The sequence below is a fragment of the Sulfobacillus sp. hq2 genome (genome assembly GCF_002903155.1).
Classification (GTDB): Bacteria; Bacillota; Sulfobacillia; order Sulfobacillales; family Sulfobacillaceae; genus Sulfobacillus; species Sulfobacillus thermotolerans.
The window spans coordinates 39,967-62,096 of the sequence record NZ_NWUL01000047.1 but is presented as its reverse complement, the minus strand read 5'-3'; the positions used below and the strand labels follow the sequence as shown (position 1 = coordinate 62,096).

At 50.4% G+C, this 22,130-nt stretch carries 17 protein-coding genes; 14 read left to right on the top strand and 3 right to left on the bottom strand.

Translation table 11 applies throughout. From position 1 onward, the window contains the following. Window positions 1-322: 322 nt before the first annotated feature. The 6 genes from CO251_RS13795 (at window position 323) to CO251_RS13765 (ending at window position 7,691) form a co-directional block, all read left to right on the top strand. Entirely contained in the window at window positions 323-1,732 is a 1,410-nt protein-coding gene (locus tag CO251_RS13795) for a TldD/PmbA family protein (protein WP_103376401.1), read from the top strand. Beyond that, complete coding sequence (locus tag CO251_RS13790; RefSeq protein ID WP_103376400.1) at window positions 1,729-3,066, top strand: metallopeptidase TldD-related protein; 1,338 nt, start codon at window positions 1,729-1,731, stop codon at window positions 3,064-3,066. Before CO251_RS13795 ends, CO251_RS13790 begins: the two co-directional genes overlap by 4 nt. Before the next feature lie 83 nt (window positions 3,067-3,149). After that, window positions 3,150-4,877 carry a peptide ABC transporter substrate-binding protein gene (locus CO251_RS13785; RefSeq protein WP_103376399.1) on the top strand — a complete coding sequence of 576 codons (1,728 nt, stop codon included), beginning with the start codon at window positions 3,150-3,152 and terminating at the stop codon, window positions 4,875-4,877. 51 nt (window positions 4,878-4,928) lie between these two features. Next, window positions 4,929-5,864, top strand: a complete 936-nt coding sequence (locus CO251_RS13780) for an ABC transporter permease (RefSeq protein ID WP_242968615.1) — start codon at window positions 4,929-4,931, stop codon at window positions 5,862-5,864. Further along, the gene (locus CO251_RS13775) at window positions 5,861-6,346 is read left to right on the top strand and encodes an ABC transporter permease (RefSeq protein ID WP_207654689.1); all 486 of its coding nucleotides are present in this window, start codon (window positions 5,861-5,863) and stop codon (window positions 6,344-6,346) included. The genes CO251_RS13780 and CO251_RS13775 overlap by 4 nt, the downstream gene beginning before the upstream one ends. Window positions 6,347-6,629: 283 nt before the next feature. After that, entirely contained in the window at window positions 6,630-7,691 is a 1,062-nt protein-coding gene (locus tag CO251_RS13765; protein ID WP_255398172.1) for a helix-turn-helix transcriptional regulator, read from the top strand. 49 nt (window positions 7,692-7,740) lie between these two features. On the opposite strand, the gene kynU is transcribed toward CO251_RS13765, so the two are convergent. Both kynU and CO251_RS13755 read right to left on the bottom strand, forming a co-directional pair. Further along, entirely contained in the window at window positions 7,741-9,021 is a 1,281-nt protein-coding gene (gene kynU / locus CO251_RS13760; RefSeq protein WP_103376397.1) for a kynureninase, read from the bottom strand. A 425-nt stretch (window positions 9,022-9,446) separates the two neighbouring features. Next, window positions 9,447-9,797, bottom strand: a complete 351-nt coding sequence (locus tag CO251_RS13755; RefSeq protein ID WP_103376396.1) for a DsrE family protein — start codon at window positions 9,795-9,797, stop codon at window positions 9,447-9,449. Between the two features lie 645 nt (window positions 9,798-10,442). Between CO251_RS13755 and ileS the strand changes: the two genes are divergently transcribed. From ileS to CO251_RS13715, 8 genes are all read left to right on the top strand, one after another. After that, window positions 10,443-13,181 (top strand): isoleucine--tRNA ligase, encoded by a 2,739-nt coding sequence (ileS, locus tag CO251_RS13750; RefSeq protein WP_103376395.1) that lies wholly within the window; start codon window positions 10,443-10,445, stop codon window positions 13,179-13,181. Then, a complete protein-coding gene (lspA, locus tag CO251_RS13745) occupies window positions 13,181-13,642 on the top strand; it encodes a signal peptidase II (RefSeq protein WP_103376394.1) in 462 nt (153 codons plus the stop codon). The genes ileS and lspA overlap by 1 nt, the downstream gene beginning before the upstream one ends. Further along, on the top strand, window positions 13,629-14,663 hold the full coding sequence (locus CO251_RS13740) for an RluA family pseudouridine synthase (RefSeq protein ID WP_158246357.1): 1,035 nt from the start codon (window positions 13,629-13,631) through the stop codon (window positions 14,661-14,663). Before lspA ends, CO251_RS13740 begins: the two co-directional genes overlap by 14 nt. Window positions 14,664-15,147: 484 nt before the next feature. Beyond that, a complete protein-coding gene (locus CO251_RS13735) occupies window positions 15,148-15,912 on the top strand; it encodes an IclR family transcriptional regulator (protein ID WP_103376392.1) in 765 nt (254 codons plus the stop codon). A gap of 13 nt (window positions 15,913-15,925) precedes the next feature. Then, window positions 15,926-17,128, top strand: coding sequence for a CaiB/BaiF CoA-transferase family protein (locus CO251_RS13730; protein WP_103376391.1), 1,203 nt, complete (start codon window positions 15,926-15,928; stop codon window positions 17,126-17,128). After that, window positions 17,129-17,974: a hydroxymethylglutaryl-CoA lyase gene (locus CO251_RS13725; protein ID WP_103376390.1), complete on the top strand. Its 846-nt coding sequence runs from the start codon at window positions 17,129-17,131 to the stop codon at window positions 17,972-17,974. A 102-nt stretch (window positions 17,975-18,076) separates the two neighbouring features. Then, window positions 18,077-19,441 carry an MFS transporter gene (locus tag CO251_RS13720; RefSeq protein ID WP_103376389.1) on the top strand — a complete coding sequence of 455 codons (1,365 nt, stop codon included), beginning with the start codon at window positions 18,077-18,079 and terminating at the stop codon, window positions 19,439-19,441. A gap of 20 nt (window positions 19,442-19,461) precedes the next feature. Beyond that, on the top strand, window positions 19,462-20,547 hold the full coding sequence (locus tag CO251_RS13715; protein WP_103376388.1) for a hypothetical protein: 1,086 nt from the start codon (window positions 19,462-19,464) through the stop codon (window positions 20,545-20,547). 388 nt (window positions 20,548-20,935) lie between these two features. Here the strand turns inward: CO251_RS13715 and CO251_RS13710 are convergent, their stop codons facing one another. Beyond that, on the bottom strand, window positions 20,936-21,856 hold the full coding sequence (locus tag CO251_RS13710) for a mechanosensitive ion channel family protein (RefSeq protein ID WP_103376387.1): 921 nt from the start codon (window positions 21,854-21,856) through the stop codon (window positions 20,936-20,938). Window positions 21,857-22,130: the final 274 nt, after the last annotated feature.

The following is a 22,130-nucleotide window of genomic DNA, read 5'->3' as shown; positions in this document are numbered from 1 at the left end:
GGAATCCGACTCTTCGAGATTTGCTATTGGTGTGAACATAGTGTTTCAACTGGAAAAATCAAGATTGGAAATCAAGTACCCTGTTTTACTCCAGCCGAGAGACTAAGGAGATAGCCGTGCCAATTTGGAAGACACCGGGATCCGGGAGGGTACTAATGATACCATCAACCAAAAGTTCTTCTAATATATTCTAATTACCTGTATTAAAATCACAAGATTCGATGTAAAAGCAATTGAAATACATATTGGGCAAAATGACTAGGAATACCATAACTAGCTTGCTACTATCGTGGATAATCACAATTCAAAAGAGGTGGGGGACGTGCCAAAGGTCGATGGAGTAGTTGATGATGGTGTGTTGTCTACTTTGAAAACACTGGTGCAGCGCGCTGGGGTTGATGATCTCGAGATTCGCCTTGAAATCAACGAAACAACCCAGATTGATACGCTTAATGACCAGGTCCAACACAAAACACACACATTCGATGTGGGAGGCAATGTGCGCGTTCTCGTCAAAGGGACATACGGGTTTGTTCATTTTGATGGATGGGAACATCTTGAACGCCACGTGGAGGAAGCTATATTGCTAGCTACATGGAATCCACAAGAGAATTTGATGTCTTATCTTCCCACGCCCTCTCCTATCCAGATGATACAACGACTACAGGTTCGAGAAAATCCACTATCTGTTTCGATTGAAGATAAAGAGGCCATTCTAAAGCAGTATTCCGATATTGCGCATCGTGCTCATCCTACGGTCAAATCCGTGATGGGGCGTTATTTTGACAGATATCGCCATTTATGGTTTGTGAATAACCACGGCACTGCCATTGAGCAGGAGAAATTAGATTTGGGCGGTAATATTGTCGTAGTGGCTCGTGATCGACAAGGAGTTGCTCAGCGGGGCGTGTCCTTTGGATCATCCAACGACTTTGGTGTAACAAGAGATTTGGGGGACGCGGTTCATGAGGCGGCACTGACTGCAGCTAGTTTGCTCGATGCGCCTGAGATAGTTGGGGGGGACTATCCTGTAGTTGTTGATCCGCAATTGGCCGGCGTATTTGCTCATGAGGCTTTTGGTCATCTGAGCGAGGCGGACGGTCAAGTTGGAGATGCAGGATTGTTGGAGCAAATGTATCTAGGACGGCAATTTGGCCCGAGGACCTTACACATTTACGATACGGGTCGGGACGTTGGTAGTCGGGGATATCTGCCCGTTGATGACGAAGGTGTTGCGGCACAAGACGTTGATCTTATCCGCGATGGGATTCTTGTCGGACGCCTTCACTCCCGTGAAACGGCTGCACGGATGGGAGAACCCGTGACTGGGAATGCGCGAGCCCTGCACTATCGCTTTCCTCCGATTGTCCGTATGCGCAATACCGTGATTGCCGCAGGTGATACAGCATTCGATGACTTGTTTCAAGGGATTACCAAGGGTATCTATGCTAAAGGCAGTTTAGGAGGACAAACCAATGGGGAACTGTTTACATTCCTCGCTGCAGAAGCCTATTTGATTGAGGATGGACACATAACACGACCTCTGCGAAATGCGGTCTTAACTGGCAATGTGTTCAGCACGCTCGCGAATATTACGGCAGTGGGCAGTGATTTTACTCGCTACGAGTCGGGTGGAGGGTGCGGCAAAGGGGGGCAGATGCCTCTTCCAGTCAGTCACCATGCTCCGTCACTGCGAATTGAGCACTGTTTAGTCGGAGGACGTGGCCAATGATGAATTTCAAGATAAAATCAGCGGCGATTGAAGATCTGCGTTGGAATTCCGATGATTTAGGGCAGGCGCTAGAGTATACCAGAAAGACATGGGCTATGACTTGGCAACGAGGACAAACTGCGACCGTTCGACATGGTTCCGAGCATATGCGTACCGTACGCGTCATAAGGAATGGCCGACTGGGGTTAGCCGAATCCCGTACAGACGACTGGGAAGACTTGCTAAAGAACGCGCGTTCCTCTTCTCTTGACGGTATGGAAACGACGATGGACGTAGCGGACCTTCCGCATCAGACAGATCTTCCTCAATCGCAGTGGGATGCAAGAATGATTCCTGTGATGGGTCAAGTAGTACAAGAAGTCTACGCTAGTCTTCAAGAACTGCACCCAACATTTCGTCCTTCAGTCACCGTTTCGTATCACGAACTCCTTACGCAATCTGTAACATCCCTTGGTGGGAGGGTTGCATGGATGCGTGGTTACTGGGAAGTATCAGCGGGTGGACGGCAGGTCGACGGGACTGATTTTCACAGTATATCAAGCGTCCGAATAGGTGCGCAGAACATTCCGGTGATAGAAGACCTTTTGGCCGAACTCCATGAGCGGTTCCAATGGGGTTCCAAAATGAGGGTCATCGAAAGCGGGCGATATCCTGTACTATTTCTTCAACCTATTGTAATGGCGCTACTCAATCCTGTGATAGCTAGACTATCTGGCCCGGCTCTATTGGCTGGCACTTCACCATGGGATAATCAGAAAGGTCAGCAGATTCTTTCGCCTTTGCTAAGTCTCGTGAGTGACGCCCGGATAAAAGATGGACCGCGGACAGCGCCATATGATGATGAAGGCACACCTTCTAGCACATGCCCTCTCGTCGATAAGGGAGTTTTACAGAATTTTATTCTGGATCGCGACGCTTCTAGTCGTTTAGGACATAAACCACGCGGCTTTGGCTACCGGAGTACATTGCAGGGGCCTATCCAGTCATTGCCATCCAATGTATCAATAGAGACTGGGCAAGCGACATTGGAACAATTGTTGCGCAGACATCCCACGGTATTAGTTCTCAACGGCTGGATTGGAGGTCGGCCAACTAATCCGATGCGGGGAGACATAGCAGGAAATGCTAGCGATTTGTACTGCGTAGAGAATGGGGAGTTCACAGGGCGCGTCAAACATGCCGTTGTGAGTGTTAATGCGTTCGACGCTCTCGGTCGACAGTTGCAGGAGGTAGGAGCAGATGCTCAATGGGTGCCTCAAGGCATGATGCAAGGGGCTCCGGGTTATCTTCCTCCCCTCCTTATCGAAGATGTCGATGTCACTCTTAAGCACTAAATGGGATCACCGAATACTACGGTGGCTTATGGTCAACGATGCAGTAATCACCGAATTTATTGAATTAATTGAGGAGGCTACTCATGAAAGTATTCCGTCGTCGCATGGCACCTATTATTTTAGTTTCTAGTGTGAGCCTTGGATTATTATCCATGACAGGGTGCGGTAGTTCAACAACAAGTACGCCAGCCGCGACTGTTAATAAGCCGGAGCATGGTGGCACAATTATTCAGGCGTTAGGTCCTCTTGTTGCTATTAACTGGTATTTGCCATTGAGACCGGTGGCCTATAACAGTTTGTACGATGCATGGGCTGCGAGCCTTATGTATAAAGGATTGTTTCATATTGCTCCAAACGGCACCATCGATTTTGGGCGTAGTATAGCCAGTGCCATTACATGGAACAAAGAGGGAACGGTCTACACGGTTAAAATGAATCCAAAGTGGAAATGGTCTAACGGATCACCAGTGACCGCAGAGGATGTTCAATTTACGTGGAATTTGATTAAAGCCGCGAGTGCCCCCACTGCTCCTGCCCCATGGCCATATGCTGGCGCAGATTCTGGGGGGGTGCCGCAGTTAATAAAAAGTTTTCAGGTGTTGGGCACTCACGAATTTCAAATTACACTTACCAATCCTGTTAACCAGACATGGTTTGAATACAACGGGTTGGGTGACTTTATACCGTTACCCGAACAGGCGTGGAATCGCTACCCCAATAATATTAACCTAGAATTGAGTTATTTGGCGAGTAACGGGAATAATGTTAACTTTTTTAAAGTGATAGATGGGCCGTTCCGTCTTACCAGTGCTGTGCAAAATGTATCGTGGACCTTTACACCGAATAAGCACTATGATGGCCATTTACCCTATGTGAACAAGTTTGTGCTAGCTTATCAAACCTCAGAGACGTCTGAAGTAAATGCGTTAAAGACTGGCGGTGTCCAGGTTGGCTATCTACCCCTTTCTATGTATAGTGTGCGTAGTCAATTGCCTCACGATACTCTTAATACCTCATATAGTTACAGTATAGATAGGACAATCTTGAACTTTAAGAGTCCGCAAGTGGGAAATATTTTCCGTTCTTTGCCTGTTCGCCAGGCAATGCAAATGGGTATCGACCAAACGGCCATCATTCAGTCTCTATATAATGGCATGGGCGTTCCGGGAACCGGTCCCGTTCCCTTACACCCTAGGACATTTTTGGCACCGCAACTCATTAAGCCAATCTATTCCTATGATCCAGAAAAGGGCAAGCAGCTTTTGGAGAAAAATGGGTGGCATCTAGTACACGGTATCATGACCAACAACGCGGGCCAGCAGTTGTCCTTCAATATGCAATATGACTCTGGGAGTAGCACGGTTTTGGCTATGGTTCAAATTATGCAGCAGGATTGGGCCAAAGAGGGCATCCACGTATCATTGAGCCCTTTGCCTTTTGCTTCGATGTTGCAATATCATCACCAGCCCACAAAATGGGAGATCCAAACGGGTCTTGGATGGAGTTATGGAGGAAGTTATCCGACAGGAGGCGGCATGTACTCTACGGGCGGAGGATACAACTTTTACGGGTACTCTAATAGTAAGATGAACTCATTGATTGCTGCAACTCACTCACCGCAACCGAGCCCTGCTGACTCCCAGAAGGCATTAGATGCGTATCAAATGTTTGCTGCTCAGCAGTTGCCAAACCTTTGGATGCCAGTTCCCCAGGGCCTTGGAGAGATAGAGAATAACATTCATGGAGTACGGTCCTCTGCAAATAACTTCACAGATGCGATTTCACCACAGTATTGGTGGGTAAGCCAATAATAGACTGTGACGGAAAGATGGCGGAAAGTGGAACAAAGAGGGTGATGTGACATGATCGACACCGATTCAATTCGAGATGCATCGCCGGAACTGGAATCTTTTGATTTCATGCCGGCTATGCGTTCTTCCGGTACGCGATTTCGTAAAGTGTTTTGGCACCATCCGCTCGCACGGCTGGGTATGGTTGGCCTTACTTTATTGCTTGGTTTTTCGTTTTTGGGGCCCATGCTCTATCGAGCTAGCCCATACACGTTGCATTTAACCGCGATATTAAAACCTCCCTCTTTGGACTTTCCCCTTGGTACTAATAATTTAGGACGCAATATGCTAGCTCGTCTTATGCTGGGGGGCCAAACGTCTCTTGAGGTGGGATTTGTTGCCGCTTTTTCGGCAATGGCGATAGGAGTGGCGTATGGGTTGGTAGCTGGATTCACGGGAGGTTGGGTGGACGCGCTGATGATGCGTGTTGTTGACCTATTAAGAGCTATACCCGGATTATTTTTGTTAATATTTTTGGATGCTTTGGTAACTCCTAGTCCAGAATTACTCATTCTTTTAATCGCATTTACGTCGTGGCATGGAGTGAGTCGGCTGGTGCGGGCGGAGGTTTTGTCGTTAAAAGAACGCCTCTTTGTAGAGTCGTCACGAGCCCTTGGTGCTGGTTCCCTGCACATTGCACTTAAGCATTTATTGCCAAACATCATGGGAACTGTGATCGTGGCGACTACGTTTATGGTTGCAGATGCGGTTTTGGTGATTGCCAGTTTGAGCTTTTTGGGGATGGGGTTGCCACCACCTATTCCCAATTGGGGGGCGATGTTAGCGGACTCCATGGCGTATCTTCCTCAGCATGCGTGGTGGTTAATTTATCCGCCGGGACTTGCGGTTCTGTGGACGATTCTCTCCATAAGTTTTATCGGAGATGGATTGAGGGCAGCCCTTGATGCCCGTATGAGTTTGGATGCTGCGGGAGGTAACGAACAATGATGAAGTTTGCTCTGCACCGTCTCATGCAAGCCATTCCGACTCTTATTCTGTTATCAATTGTCAGTTTTGTGCTCATTCATGTGGTTCCGGGCGGCCCTGCAGTGATGATGTTGGGCGATAAGGCGACGCCTGCACTTATCGCTCAAATTAACCGATCTTTAGGTCTCAATAAACCCTTATGGGTTCAATATCTGATATGGGTAGGTCAGTTGCTTCGCGGCAATTTAGGGTATGCCTATTCTTATCACCAGTCTGTTGCGAGTCTTATTGCGGTCAATCTTCCACGTACTTTGATACTTGTGGTAACAGCCATTGCCATTTCTCATATATTGGCAATTGTTATTGGTAGTTATCAGGCTGCACATCGGGGAGAGAAGATCGATCATGTGTTGAAACCATGTGCAAGATATAAGACACCACAGTCGCATGAGAAAGAAGCGGATTATATAATCCCTCAGCCGGAAACCACCCTAAATCAATAGCGAAAATTGAAACCATAAGTACGCCTAACCAAAACGTCGGCATCGCATAAAGAAAATACAAGATCGCGGTCTGTATTCTCGGATCTACTACAGCATAGAGTAAGTCAGCCAAGAGGTTACCGAGAATTGCACTGCGGTCGAAAACGGAACCAAGGGACAGTAAGACGACTCATACGGCAAGTTGGGCAAATCTGTTGTGATTGCGACAATGTAGAGGAGACGGTAACGTAAAGATTGCAGTATAATACTAGCATTGATTCTCGTACCGATATGAAACGAGAATATCTCTTTTCATCTTTCGCCACTCAGAGAATTGCGATGGGCTTTGCATGTGCTGGCTAATCCAAACCATCATGGAGTTTTTCTTCGGTGGGCACTAGGTGTTCGAAAAAGGTTAGGTTCTGCGTTCATCACGAAATTGGAGCGGGTTTCTCCTTTTTTGTTGATTGGACTGGATACTCCTGGAGAGCCGTTACTGGGCGTGGGGCAAAATATAAGTTTTCAGCAAGAGTGGGAAAGTTATATGGCGCTGTCGGGCGACCATTGGCAGGAACTCTTCAACCATTTCAAAGAGCGTTGGACAGGTGCGTTTGACCGTCGCATGGCTCGTCACTCCGAGTGGGAAGGCTGGGCAGAAATGGTGCGGCCAGACTGGTGGAGCCGTTGGGAGAGGTCTCAAGATCCATGGTGGCGCGATATTGGCATGCTTATGCAGGAATTTTGGGAGCGAGAATTTAGTGCTGTTTGGACACAAATTTACTCTGAGATGCAACAGGATGTAAAAATGAGACTTCTTTCGGTTAAAGATGCTCCCGCCACCTGGTGGAAATCCATATCTCCCCGGATTCGCTATGATTGTGATGATGGGATTATTCGTATAATGATCCCATGGAACATCGAGATGACATTATCGAATAGTATTCAGATTGAGATGTTTCCTAGCGTATTTTGTTGGCCGCATTTATGGGTTGAACAGTTGGAGTCTAGATTAAGTATTACCTATCAATCACAATCTATTATAAATTGGGCAAGTCCAATTGCGACCTCAGAGCGATTGCCGCAATTGTTGGAGATAATGAGCGAGCCCGTTCGCTTTCTCATTCTTCGGCATCTCTTTGGGACGATGGGCACGACTAGTTCGATTGCCCATGTTTTGCGGTTGAGTCCTAGTACAGTCTCGCGTCATTTAAATCTCTTGCATGCTAACGGACTCGTTAATCGCATTGTTATGGGGCACTATGTTCTATATCAAACTAATCGTCAGTTTTTCATATCATTTGTCCATGAAATGGAACAATTTGATCGGCCTCCTGTACCCGCCTTTTTAGGGTGGGACAATTACTAAGAAATTATATCAAGGAGCGTTTTTATGAACAGTTGCCAGTAAGCGTTAGTCAGGAAATTACTTCTCGCTCTTGTGGGTACCGCATATATTCGCGCTCATGCATGATGTGCCATAAGTGATCGACCGTGTCCCAAATATCGGTGTATGTGGTGTACAGTGGAGACGGCGCCAAGCGGATAACTTCCGGCGGCCGGTAGTCGGGGATGACCTGACGGTCTTTGAGAGCTTTGCAGATACGAACGGCTTCGGGGTGTGCCAGGGCGACGTGTCCACCGCGTTGCGTCTCCTCTTGAGGCGTTACCACCCGTACATTAAAATCTTTGAGGCGCGCGGTGGCCAATTCCATGAGATAGTGCGTGAGTTGCACGGATTTGGCGCGGATGATATCGATGGTTGTTTCCGAATACATTTCTAACGACCCGATGAGGGGCGCAAGGCTAAGAAGATGTGGCGTGCCGATTTGAAAGGCCCCGGCATCAGGGGCGGGAATCAACTGGTGGGCCATATCAAACTGCACTGTTTTATCCGAGCTAAACCATCCGGCAAGCCCAGGGCGTATGCCGTGGTGGCGTTCTGCGACGTACAGTGCAGCGACACTGCCGGGACCTCCGTTTAAATATTTGTAGGTGCACCAAAACGCAAAATCGACACCCCACTGGGAGAGAGCATGAGGTAAAACGCCTACGGAATGGGCAAGATCAAAGCCAATTATGATATGGCGTTCATGCGCAGCCTCCGTTAACTTGGGTATATCGAGCAATTGTCCGCTGACGAAAAGAACCGAGGGCAATAAAACGAGCGCGACGTCAGGTGTCATGGCGTCGATAATGTCATCTTCGGACAACGTAAAGCCATCATGGCTGGGCACTTGCACTAACGCCTCATCAGGGGAGAGACCGTGCAGCAATAAGTGGCTGGATATCGCATAGATGTCCGACGGGAAGGCCAGCGCATCAGCTAAAATTTTTCGGCGTTCGCCATGAGGGCGATAAAAGGTGGCCAGCAGTTGATGCAAATTTACGGTGGTAGATCCCGTGACGATGACTTCGTGGGGCTGTGCCCCTACTAGGGGCGCCATCATATGTCCGAGGTGTTCAGACAGGTCAAACCAGCGGTAAGATCCGGTCGACCACCCATCAATGCCGTAGGTCCGCCAACTGTCCAAGATGGCGAGTAAAGAGGCTTCTGCACGGCGGGACAAGAGACCTAATGAGTTGCCGTCTAGATAAAGACATTGTGAAGCCATGGGAAACTCGTCACGGAACTGCGTTAGGGGCGCGGCACGGTCCAGTGATTCCGCAAAAGCCCGGCTTAAAGGAAACGCTGACATCTTATCACCTCAAAAGTATCCCGCCGCTTCTTAACCTCAGTCGTGACACACCATGCTTTGGACGGGAAAGTTGGTTCCATTGTATCTTAAAGCCTTCGAAAGGGGGACTGCTTGTCACTGAGCGTCTGTGAAAAAAGGCTGTAGCCTTTTCAGGCAGGGAAGTAAAGGCTGGCACGGCATTTTTCGACGCCATGAAGCAGGCCTTCAAAGGCCTGCCGTCGATAGAATTTTGAGCTTAATGATGGAAAGAAGACTTACTGGCGTGTGGGGACAAGGTAGCGCCAAAGCATGGCGCCTTTCTCTGCAAAAGAAGATTGCTGCCCCGTGAAATGCGGGTCGTGACGCGGATCACGACATGAGCAACCCTAGTTTGATTTCTACTCGTAAGACGCAATGCATCATTATGACGATTATGCCTTATAGACCTAAAAGGTCACCATTTCGAATCCCTGTTTTATCGCTTGAACCAAATCGGCCCCGACATAATGCACGTCGACTTGCGGGTCGACACGGCGGATTTCGTCGGCAATGCCTTTTTGTTCTGCGTGCATCTGACAGGCTATCGTAACAATCTCGAGTTCTTGAATTTTGTCGACCAATTTGGCAAACTGCCCGCGGTGGCTCTCTGTTAGCACATCAACGCCGTCGGCAAAAAAGCAGACCTTCACCTCTTCCAGTTCGTGACTTTGTTGGGCCACGATGGAAAATCCTAAACCGGCTTTGACTTTGGCAGGTTGATCGGGGCCCGATGCAATGATGACCATGAGTTTCGCCATGGAATTCCTCCTGTTCTATCCATCAAGGAAAGCGGTGGGACGTGCACTAAAGCCGATCTTGTCTTTGCGGTGCCTTTGCACATGATCTTATATACGGTGAGGACGATTTAATCACCTCTACCTCCTCATAAAATATGATGCTAAAGGTGCGGAATTTCAATGGGGAATGGTCTCTTTTCCGCATGCGGTGATACCTATGCTTTGCGGTGACGGCGATGCCTTTCTTAGGGCATTTCTTTAAAGAGAGAATGCGGGAATGCGTAATCCGTTATGCCCAGGCCGCGTGTAATCTCCCGCGGGCGTTTCGCAAGGCATGGGGGACCCGGAAGAAATAACGGGTGTGTCTATCCACGTTTTGCTAGCCGCCAAAGCTATGTTAAAATGGGAAAAACGCTCAACACAATGATTGGGACACCATGTGCTTGTCCGCTGGCTCAGAGATCTGGAGTTTTGGTGCAATCCAGACCATGATAGGCATATTGATCCCCCAAGAGTGCCCTGGTGAACTGACAGTAGCCGGGCCGGCAGGCGACCGTTATCTGTCTAAGCGCCTCAGAATCTGCTGCGAGGATCTGAGGAACAAGGGTGGTACCGCGCCACGACGTCCCTTACGCCAGGGGCGTTATTTTATTTAGGAGGGTGATTATGGATTACCGACCGACGCTGCAATTGCCGAAAACGTCATTTCCAATGAAAGGCAATTTGCCCGCGAAAGAACCTGAGTGGCTCGCCGCATGGGCGGCGCAAGGGTTATATCAAGCGCAACGTGAACAAAGGGCGCATGACGAAAAGTTTGTGTTGCATGATGGGCCGCCTTATGCCAACGGCGATATTCACACGGGAACGGCCTTAAATAAAATCCTCAAGGATATGATAAATCGTTACTGGACCTTAGCCGGTTACGATGTGGCGTACGTGCCCGGGTGGGATACGCACGGACTGCCTATTGAAATGCGAGCGTTAAAGCAATTGGGAGTTTCTCAGCACCAGATTGATCCTGTGGCACTGCGCAAGGAATGTGCGGCGGTGGCCCGGCACTATATTGGGCTCATGACCCAAGAGTTTCAGCGGTTGGGGATTTTGGGGGACTGGGAGCATCCGTATATCACGATGAGTCCTGAATATGAGGGCGCGGAGTTGGAAGTATTTGCAGCAATGGTGGAAAAGGGATTAATTTACCGGGACTTAAAGCCGGTTTATTGGTGCCCGCATTGTGAAACGGCCCTGGCCGAAGGCGAGATTGAATACCATAATCACCGGTCGCGCGCGATTTATGTGGCATTTCCCGTTAAAGAGAGTAGGGGCCTATTGCCAGCAGAAACGCGCGCGGTGATTTGGACCACGACCCCGTGGACCATCCCGGCAAACGTGGCCATTGCCTTGCATCCTGACATTTTGTATCACGTTGTGGAGACCAAGGAATTTGGCGCCTTATTGGTCGCCGTGGATTTGACGGAAACTCTCGCGCAGAAAATGGGATGGACGATTGTGGGCACTTATGGCCCTTGGCCCGGGCGGGAACTGGAAGGTGTTATAACCACCCATCCCTATTTAGGGCATGATGTCCCTTTGATTTTAGGTGATCACGTCACCAGTGAAAGTGGAACCGGTTTAGTGCACACGGCACCAGGACACGGGATGGAAGACTTTGAGGCAGGGCGTCAGTATCACTTGTCTGTTGTGCAGCCATTGAACGACCAAGGAATCTATGTAGACGGCACGCCGCTTGTCGCGGGCTTATTCTACCAAGATGCCAATGCGGTGGTCATTGACAAACTTCAAGAGGTGGGAGCCCTGCTACTCGAGGAGCCGTTAGAGCATCAATACGCCCATTGCTGGCGGTGCAAAAATCCCGTTATTTTCCGGGCGACTCAGCAGTGGTTCATGTCCATTGACCGGGTCCGGGAAAAGCTGACGGAAGCTACTTATTCCGTCAAGTGGGATCCCGAGTGGGGTGGGGACCGAATGCGGCAGATGGTGGAAAATCGCCAGGATTGGTGTCTCTCCCGCCAACGGGTCTGGGGCGTACCCATTCCCGCCTTTTACTGCCAGTCCTGTCATACGGCCGTTCTCGATGCTCCGCTCATTCGCCATATCGCGGGTATTATTAGCCAAGAAGGTGCCGATTCGTGGTGGCAGCAAGGTCCCGAGCACTTTTTGCCTGAAGACTATAAATGTCCTGAATGCGGCAGCCGTGATTTAGTGCAAGAACATGACATTTTTGACGTGTGGTTGGACTCGGGTTCGAGCCAAGCTGCGGTCTTAGCGGGACACCGCCATTTGAAATGGCCAGCTGACTTGGTCCTAGAAGGCAACGATCAATATCGTGGGTGGTTCAATAGTTTGTTAACGACCGCCGTGGCCGCAAAAGATCAAGCGCCTTATCACATGGTTTTGACCCACGGCATGGTTCTTGACAAATCGGGACAAGAAATGCACAAGTCGTTAGGCAATACCATTGACCCCATGGATATCGTGGCGCAGTATGGGGCGGACATTTTGCGGTTATGGGTGGCCAGCAGTGACTACCGCAATGACGTCCGGATTTCTGACGAAATCCTGCGGCAGTTGGGCGAAAGCTACCGTAAGATTCGCAATACGTTTCGGTTTCTGCTAGGCAATCTAGCAGGATTTGACGGCGCGGGCAAGGCGCGTCCGCATTTGGCCGATCCTTTAAATCGCTGGATTGTGCATACGGTCAACAGCTGGAGCGGCGAAGCGAGGGTGTCCTATGAAGGCTACGCGTTTCATCAAGTAGTGCACAGCTTGCTGCATCTGGTGACCACGGACTTGTCAAGTGTCTATCTAGACGTCATCAAAGACCGTTTATATACGCTGGCACCCAATGATCCCTTGCGCCAAGAAACGTTGTATGTGCTGCATTACATCTTGGACGTAATGATGCGTTTGGTGGCTCCCATTTTGGTGTTTACCAGCGATGAAGTGTATCAGTACGCGCCCAAAGAGGTCGATGCGCCTATGTCCGTGCATTTGCTGCGGTGGCCTGATGTGTGGGCGGTTGGCTATACACCCGAAGAAGATGAGCGCATGACACGGATGCTACGATACCGAGAAGTGGTGTTAAAAGCCCTAGAACGCGTCCGCGCCGACAAAACCATCGGTAATGCGTTAGAAGGCGTCGTCACGTTGACGATCCCCGTGTCTGACCCGCCATTTACGAAGGAAGACCGGGCCTTGTTGACCGAAATGACGATGGCTGCTGACATTGTGGCCCATGTTGGTGAAACGTTGGAGGCCCAGGCGGAACGCACGACGTGGCAGCGTTGTGAAAGATGTTGGCGGTACACGCCCGATGTTGGAACCCATGAGGAATATCCCGATCTTTGCGAGCGCTGCCATGATGTGTTGCAGGTGATGCTTTGATGTCCAAGCGAGCAGCTGGGGTTTGGGTTATTGCCGCGATCATTCTCGTGGCTGATTTACTGATTCAAGACCATATTGCCAGGACGATGGTGCCGGGGCAAAGTATTCCCGTCTTGCCGCCGGTGCTTTCGTGGACCTACATTCTAAACAATGGGGCGGCTTTTAGTTTGTTGAGAGGGGGGACCCCCCTCTTTATTCTTGTTGCGTTCGCGTTGTTAGTTGCCATCGTCGTATACACCGTGAGACATCCCGATCTGCCAGGACCCATGATGGTTGCTTTGGGCCTGCTAGCGGGGGGATCGGCCGGAAATTTGTGGGACCGCATCATATCCGGACGCGTTGTGGATTATATCCATGTCATTGATTGGCCCGTCTTTAATCTGGCCGATTCTGCGATTGTGGTGGGGATGGCACTTGGCGTCTACTACTACTGGAGGCAAGACAAACGTGGAGAGTCTTGAAACAGGGCAGCGGGTTGAGGCCCATGAAGCGGGTCAACGGTTGGACCGACTGCTCATGATATGGAATCCGCGTCATTCCCGCACGTTTTGGCAACGCCAGATTAAGGATGGCCGCGTAGCCGTCAACGGGCAAAAAGCCAAAGCCAGTTATGTGGTGGAAGCGGGCGACTGGGTGCAGATTGAGGCCTTGTCAGCCGAACCGGCACCGGTGCCGTGGAATGCGGCAAGGGCGGTCGACGAAACCGGGGTCATCTACCGTGACGACGCGATTATCGTGCTGAATAAGCCCAAAGGGCTGGTGGTGCATCCCAGTCATGGCCACGAAGATGACAGCGTTGTCCACCGTTTGGCCCCGTTATTAGGTACGGGCGGCGAAGACTTTCGGCCTGGGGTGGTGCACCGACTAGACCGCGATACGACGGGACTGATGGTACTGGCGCGCACCGAAGAGATTCGCAGCCGCTTATCGGTGATGATTCAAGAACGGGTTGTTCACCGGGATTATATTGCGGTCATCACGGGCACATTGCCTGAACCCGCCGGCGTCATTGATGCGCCCATTGGCCGAGACCCTGCCAACCGCCTAAGAATGGCGGTGGCCTATGGGGGGCGCGTAGCGCGCACCCATTACCGGACGCTCGCGGCATGGGACAAGGTAAGTTTGGTTCAGCTAAGATTGGAGACAGGGCGAACGCATCAAATCCGGGTGCATTTAGCCAGCGTCGGCCATCCGGTGGTGGGAGATCCGCTCTATTCGCGCGCAAAGGGGACTTTTACCTCGCAGCTTTTGCATGCGGTGCGCCTATCGTTCCCGCATCCTGTCTCTGGCCAGCCCTTATGTTTTACCCAAATGCCGCCAACCGAGGAGTGGACCCGATGGTCCACAATGGCCGGACCGGTGACTATCACCGAGCCGGTGGCTTTGCCCCACACGGCGCTGTGCGCGCCAGAGATGCATACTGTTACACTGTTGCAAGAGGGACTAGGGATATTGGGGGAATGGGGGGCCTTTCCTGAGTGACCCCCCGTAATCCACTCGTATAACTTAGGGCATTCCATGTTCAGATTTGTGATCCGCAATGATCTCTAACGATTTCTTTCTAAGTCACAGCAGTAATCGAAAATTCTCCGCTCGCGTCTTGATATCTAAGATTCCCGAAGCGCCGCTGATACCAAGAACTCTTATGGGCGCTGAGCCTGCTCTCCATACCGACGACCGCATCTTGATGTGAGAAACTATTGAAGAATTTTAGAACGGACTTTCCGGCTGAATCCTCCAAATCGCTTGCGCAAAACAGCTGATGATACGAAGCTCTATTTCATTCTTAGAGATCTACCTGCAATTCTTAGGCGGCATAGAGGCTGCCACTGAGTTGGAAAACGTGTGTTATAGAGAAGGCCTTACGCAAAAGGAAAATTTTTTCAAAACAGAGAGAGTATGCAGGAATTCACTAAATACTTGGCGAATATAGTACTGTATCCATAATACGGATGAGGTGTCCATAATGCAGACAGAAGAAAATTCTAGCATCCTTGTGCTGACGAAAATTGGTCAAGTTCTCGATTATTTATCGGTGAACCGTGAAGCTGTGTCGGTTTCCGAAATGAGTCGTCAGCTCAATATTGTCAGGCCCACCTTGCACCGTATTTTGGATTCTCTTGTTGCAGAAGGAATTCTTTCTCGGCGTCAAGGGCATTACATTCCGGGATGGAGATTAGCGCAGTGGGGGGCTAGGGCCTTGAAGGCCCAGTCGTTGACTGATGTCGGCCAGGAGGTCCTTGAACATCTAGTGGAGCGTGCTCGGGAAACCGCTTCTATTTACGTCCGAGTACGTGCCATTCGAATTTGTTCGGTGCGGGTGGAAGGGCCTGGGCTTTTGCGCCACAGCATTTCCGTTGGCGAGCCGTTGCCGCTCCACGCGGGTTCGTCCGGTTATATCTTGCTGGCTTGGCTAGAGGAATCGGAACGAAAGAGGTTATGGTCTGAATCAATCCGGTTTTTCGGAGGTAGTGAACTGTTTCAGTGGCCTTCGGAGGAAACGTGGCAGCAAATTCGGCGTGATGGATTCGCTGTGAGTTTAGGGCAACGCGACAGTGCATTGGCCTCGGTCAGCGTTCCGGTATGGGGCCAAGACCACCAGGTGAAAGCTTCTCTGGCGTTATCGGGCCCGATCAGTCGCTTCTCTCCGGAGGCGTTGCCTGTAATGGTGCAGTATTTACTCAAGGCTGCTCGCGCTATTGAAAGTCAGTGGGATGAGTCTCTGGCATGAAGAAGGTGAGAGAATGACTGAGCAGAAAACGGCTTTGCAAGGACTTCGAGTGCTTGAAATTGGATCGCTTGTGGCAGCTTCGTCGGCGACACGAATTATGGGAGATTTTGGCGCGGAAGTCATTAAGATTGAGCCCCCATCTGGTGACAATCTGCGTGCATGGGGGGCAGTGTCGCCTACTGGCTCCTCGTGGTGGTGGCAAATGCAATCCCGTAACAAACAATTAGTGTCGGTGGACCTTAAAAAACCGGAGGGACAGGCTATAGTCAGAGATCTTGCTCGATGGGCAGACGTTGTGGTTGCCAACTTGCGACCGGCAACGCTTCGCAACTGGGGTCTGGATTATAGTCGACTAAAAGAGAATCACCCTTCCTTGGTGTATGTGCAGATAACTGGCCACGGATTGACAGGTCCCTACCAAGACCGTCCGGGCTTTGGAAACATTGCGGAAGCGATGGGAGGCATCCGTTATGTTACTGGCTATCCAGACCGCCCACCAGTCCGCACAGGCGTCTCGCTAGGTGACGAACTGGCCGCCCTATATGGCGTCATCGGTGCTCTCACCGCTTTGAGGCATCGAGATAATACAGGGGAAGGGCAGCTAGTAGATGTGGCCCTGACAGAATCCGTACTGAGTCTAACGGAAGCGATGATGCCCGAATACCTTAATGAAGGAATCATTCAGGAGAGATCAGGTAATCAGCTGCTCAGGGCAGCTCCCTCAGGCACTTATCCTACAGCAGACGGATCATGGGTGGCTATCGGTGCGAATACGGAGGGGACGTTTGCGGCCTTGGCGTCAGCGATGAATAGAGTCGACCTGTTATCAGATCCGCGATTTGCGGACAATCCGCAGCGTGTGAAACATGCTGATGTGCTAGATGAAGTTATCACAAAATGGACTTCATCTTTGACGGCTACCCTCGTATTGGAAAAGCTCACGACTGCTCAAGTCCCTGCCGGTTTGGTTATGAGTGCCAAGGACATTGCTCAAGATCCACAGTTCTTGGCAAGAGATATGATGGTGCGTGTTCCTGCGGATCAAGGAGAATTCGTCGGAATGCTGGGTGTGGTGCCGCGTCTCAGTGCGACGCCTGGCAGAATTCTCTTGGCGGGGGGGGCGGTGGGGCGTGACTCATCCGACGTCCTTCAGCAGGTACTGGGCAGAAGCTTGATTGACATCGACCGTCTCAAAGCGGAAGGAGTGATCCGGTAAATGGGTGTAGCCAGAATTATTGACGTGACACCGCGTGACGGGTTGCAGGATTTGGACCAGTTTGTGGAAACGGCTATCAAGGTTGAATTGGTCAACCGGCTAGTAGAGGCCGGTGTGCAGTGGATTGAAGTGGCATCGTTTGTGTCTCCCAAGATGGTGCCGCAGATGGCTGATGCGGAAGTAGTCTTGTCTCGGCTGCCAACCAGCATTGCGCAGTGGATTGCGCTAATTCCCAATAGGCGGGGTTATGATCGCGCAAAGCTTACCCATGCGCACTATTTGACTTACGTTGTGTCCGCTAGCCCGCGTCACCAACAAGATAATGTGGGGCGTCCACTTGAGGCCTCTTTGCGGGAGTTTGAATCGCTTGCCGAACAGTCCAACAACAAAATGAAGTTGCGCGGGGCCGTTTCTTGCGCGTTTGGCTCCCCTTACTCGGAAGAAGTCGGTGGAGAAGAGGTGGTGGCTGAAATTGCCCGACGTTATGTGGCGGCTGGTGCTTGTGAAATTGTGCTTGCGGATACGGTTGGGGTGGCGACTCCTGAGAAGGTCGATCGCATCGTTCGGGGTGTGCAGGCGGCGGTGCTCGATGTGCCTCTGGCAATACATTTTCACGACCGTGCTGGCTTGGGGCAGGAGAATGTGAAAGCGGCTCTAAATTTAGGAATCCGACGATTTGAGTCGGCGCTTGCAGGACTAGGAGGCTGTCCTTTTGCTCCTAATGCGCCTGGTAATTTGAATTCGGTCAAACTCGTCACATGGCTCGAGGGTTGGGGATATGACACGGGGATAGATATTCAGCGTCTTGCGGATACGGAGGAGTGGCTGACGCAGATCGTCAGCTAGTAAAATGCGGCTCCATTGTTTTGTATGGGGATTTTCGCTCCTTAAGTGTTTTGTGCCCGTAATTATCGCGCAAGTAAATTTATTGGAAAGAAGGCAATTATTATGAGTGATTTTGCTCAAACGGCGCCCGCAACCATTGCCGCGCGGTTGGACCGTTTACCGCCTACCCACTATTTCCGGCGTTTTGTCACCCTGATCTCCATGGGCGGATGGTTTGAGTTTTATGACCTTTTCATGGCTGGGTACGTGGGGGCGGCTTTGTTGTCGGCTAAAATGTTTACTTTGGCCGATCTCACTTTGTTTATTTCACTAGGTTTTGCAGGTATGTTCGTCGGAACCATTGGCTTTGGCCTTATTAGCGATTTGTGGGGAAGAAAAACGGTATTCACATTTTCTTTGATTTTATATTCATTTTTTGTAGCACTCATGGCGCTGTCTCCTTCGGTTGGGTGGATTTTAGCGTTTCGCACGCTTTCTGGGATTGGAATCGGGGCTCAACTAGTCGTCATTGACACCTATATTACGGAAGTAGTACCGCATAACACTCGAGGAAAGTATATCGCCTTCAGCCAAGTTATTACTTATACCGCTGTTCCCGTGGTTGCATTCCTATCCTATGTACTGGTTCCGACCCATATCTTACTGTCAGGCTGGCGATGGGTGGTGCTGATTGGCGCGTTGGGAGCTCTTATCGTCTGGTTTATCCGCTTGCGGATTCCCGAATCGCCCCGCTGGTATTCGCTTCATGGACGTGTCGCAGACGCGGATAAGGCTATGAGCTGCATTGAGCAAAGTGTGAGGGAAGAACTTAATGCTCCCTTGCCCGCCCCTTTGCCAGCTTTGCCTGAGGTGGCGTCCGACAATCCTTTCCGCGAAATCTGGCAACCCGCATACCGCGGTCGCACAATCATGATGATGATTTTCCAGTTCTTTCAAACAATCGGGTTTTATGGATTTGCTGCGTGGGTTCCCACTTTGTTGCTCAAAGAAGGATTTACTCTGTTGCACAGCTTGTTCTATACGTTTCTTATCGCCGTTATCAATCCGGTGGGTCCGTGGTTTGCCATGCTAGTGATTGAACGGGTTCAGCGCAAGTGGTTAATTGTGATTGAGAGTTTGTCTATTGGGGCCCTGGGATTGTTGTTTGCCCATGTGAGAAGTCCGTTACTGATTGTTCTCGTAGGGGTAGGAATTACATTGTTTAATAATGCTTTTTCTGCAACGTTTCATGCCTATCAATCCGAGTTGTTTCCGACCCGGGCACGGTCGACGGGAATTGGATTTACGTATAGCTGGAGTCGATTGAGTTCCATGCTAACGGCTTTCTTGATTGCGGTGGTTCTTCAGCATTATGGTGTCAATGGCGTGTTTGTGACGATCGGATTGGCGATGGCGATTGTAGCGATTACAATAGGATTTTTTGGCCCCCGTACCAATAACGCGCAGCTTGAAGCCATTTCGCAATAGCGTAGAAGAAGGTGACTTAGGTGGGAGAGTGGACCTTTACCGGAGGTCAGAGACTGACTGAAGGGGGAGTGCAGCCGTTAGAGGAACTCAAAGTGGATGTGAAAGGGACTGAGGATCGGTACGTGTCGCTTCGGGAAGATATAATTGTCGTATCAGGTCTGGTCGACCTGCACGCCCATATTGACCGGGGAAACAATGACTCCATAGGGGTTCCCGAGGCGTGGTTAAAGAAATCAGGAGTTCGCCATGCGGCTGATGCAGGAACTTACGGTTGGGCCTCTTGGACTTATGAAAATCCATCCCCGTTTGAATCTGTTCGGTGGTGGGTGTCCCTGTTGCCTGAAGGGTTAAAACCTTTTCCGCAGATACCGAGATTACGTGAGGCGATGCTTCACATGGCTAAGCCCTCCGCTCACGCGGTCCACATGTCTCGATGCTTTTTGGGATTCAAGATCCGATTGGGTCAGAATGACCGCAAGGATGACGAAGACCTTCTGCAGTCGGGCTTATTATGGGCGGAGCATTTTCATGTTCCCCTGATGGTCCATTGGACAGCGACATTTCTACCGACGGAGCTGGTCGCCTCCAGTCTTCGGCCAGGAGATGTGCTTACGCATATCTATGCGCCTTTGACAGAAGGCGAGAATCTGGAAACACGGATTCGTGCGTTGTCTAATGCTAGAAGTCGACAGGTCTTGTTGGACGTTGGCCATGGCCGTCATCATTTTGCATGGCAGGTGTTTGCGGAAGCTCATGCAGCGGGGTTGGATCCTGACACCATCAGTACCGATCTAACCCGTTCGACATGGCAGCAAGAGCCTGTTGTAGATTTGCCGCATGTGGTTGGTCGCTGCATCGCTGGGGGGATTCTACCTGCTGAGGCCATAAAAGCCGCGTCGCTGACACCGGCTGCCTACATGGGTTTAGTCGACGACCATTTGAGTTGGGTATTTTTCGAAAGACAGACTATGCCCATGGCACTGCCGGATGCGCTCGGTCAAACATTAAAGGTCTCTGTTTTCTGGGCACCTGTGTTGATTATCATGAATGGAGAGGTGATGCGGTTAATCGACTCGCCCGGCATGAAATCGCAAGGATACCCTTGAGTAAAAATGTATAGGGCTCTCTTTCTTCATTGGACGAATATGTTCTTTGAGGCCCGCACGGATTGCGGGCCTTTATGACGTACTGATTGCATCACCGGGCATTATGTATGTGACTTCTTTGCAGCCTCGACCGTCATAGATGCCACATCCTAAAAACATGCGTGGTGTAGCGTAGGGCGTGTGCTCTCATGCCACAAAACCCAATTAAGGGTAAGCAACGCATATTGAAACGCCCTTTATTGGCGATACATTAGGATAATTGCGCCTTAAATTAATTGTGGATTGTTGAATAGCATCAGGCCAGAAACGCACATGGCGCTTCGTTGTTTTATATAAACCGCTAATACCTAAAAAAGATGTCGAAGGTGATTGGCTTTTTCAAAAGCCGTTAGGATTTCCCACTTTCGGTGGAATCGGGATGGGCCAAGTGGCGAATCATGGGTACGAGGTGGCCAAAAATTTGATGGCGGACCTCGTCGTCACTCCGCAATTTCGTGTCAACCACCAACAGCAGAGCAAATGTGGTGGGCGTGACATCAATAATGCGGGGCGTACTGCCCACAAAGCCTAACGTATTGAGCAATTTTTCCACGCGTGGCAGCAACTCTGCCGGATCAATGGCCATATCGACATCAAAGCGCATACGCAAGATGCGCTTTTTGGCGTGGGCCATATTTTCCACCGCGGCTTGAATGATAATGCCATTGGGAATGACCATCGTCGGGCCAGTGTCGGTTGCCAAAGATGTATACATGAGGGTAATGTCCGTGACCACGCCGCTATAAGTCGGTTTAAGTGCCTCATGGGGAAACGACGGCATGAGCACGGGGTATTGCCATGCCACAAAATTAATGCGGTCTCCCACTTCAAACGGGTGAAAGACCAAGATGGCGATCCCGGCAATGAGGTTGCCAAACATTGTTTGGCCGGCAAGACCAATGATGGCGGTGACAAAGGCGCCGCCAAAGACGACGGAGGAGAGGCCAACTCCAAAGGCGGCCAAGACCGACAAGATGACGGCCAATAAGAGAAACAAGCGAATCAAAAAGCGTAACGACGTGGTGCGGTTGGCTCCTAGCGCCCTAGCAGCCAATTGAAACAGATAGCGTTCGAGCAAGTACGAGATGGCCCCGCCGATCATGAGTACAATGAGGGCCTTAATGGGGTCAATGGTCTCGGGGGGAAGTAAATTGTGCCGTTTGCCTTGATCAACCAAAATGGCTAAGCCGACGCCAATAACGAGCAAACCGAGAATGAATAGGCCTGTACGGCGCCATAATTTCTTTAAGTCCACGTTATGATGAGCCACTAGCACCCTGCCTTTCTATCCAGTGCTGGTCCCGTCTATCACACGATGGGCCAGTCCTCTTGGATATCATAACCGAAGAATTGTCTTCACGAGGGATAAAATCGCGAAGAAACCGGCATTCTAAGCTAAAGTATGTAAAGACCTGGCGAGTTTGGACAAATTTTGTGACGGAATTGTCCGGAAAGCCTTTACGACGAGCACCCGGTCGTATATGATCTCGTGTAGGTCACATCCTTTAACACCAGTCCCGTGAGGCTGGAAAGGGGCAAAACCA